The following is a 414-nucleotide window of genomic DNA, read 5'->3' on the forward strand; positions in this document are numbered from 1 at the left end:
CATTTGCCCACCGCCTGGCTGTCTGCCTGGTCCTGGTAGAACTCATGGGCGCGATCCAGCTCGGTGCGGATGTAGTCCTGCCACCAGCCAACATCGCCGCCGCCGCCGTCACCCAGCAGCCCGGCGTCGTAGCGATCCAGCTGCAGACCAAGGTCCACGGCCTGCGCGAACGGGGCGGCGTAGAGCGGAATCGGAGGTTCGTCGTCATCGCAGTACGCGGCGGCTTCCGCGAACGTCGGATACAGCATCGGTTCGTCGTGGTGCGTCATCCATGCCACCGGCTCCCCCACCGGCTGGCGGGCGGCGAGGGCGGCTTGCAGTGCCTGGCGCGCATCCTTCTGGCATGCTTCGCGGTACGCTTTACGGCTTTCGTGCTCGTACCCGTGATGCATAACCTTGCACGCGGCATCGACC

Annotated in this window: 1 protein-coding gene; it reads right to left on the bottom strand. The window is 66.7% G+C overall.

All coding sequences use genetic code 11. From position 1 onward, the window contains the following. On the bottom strand, positions 1-414 hold a 414-nt coding region (locus AC1DCY_RS27760), incomplete at both ends, for a hypothetical protein (protein ID WP_477356015.1).

It is taken from the genome of Lysinibacillus sp. 10T31 (assembly GCF_056394365.1).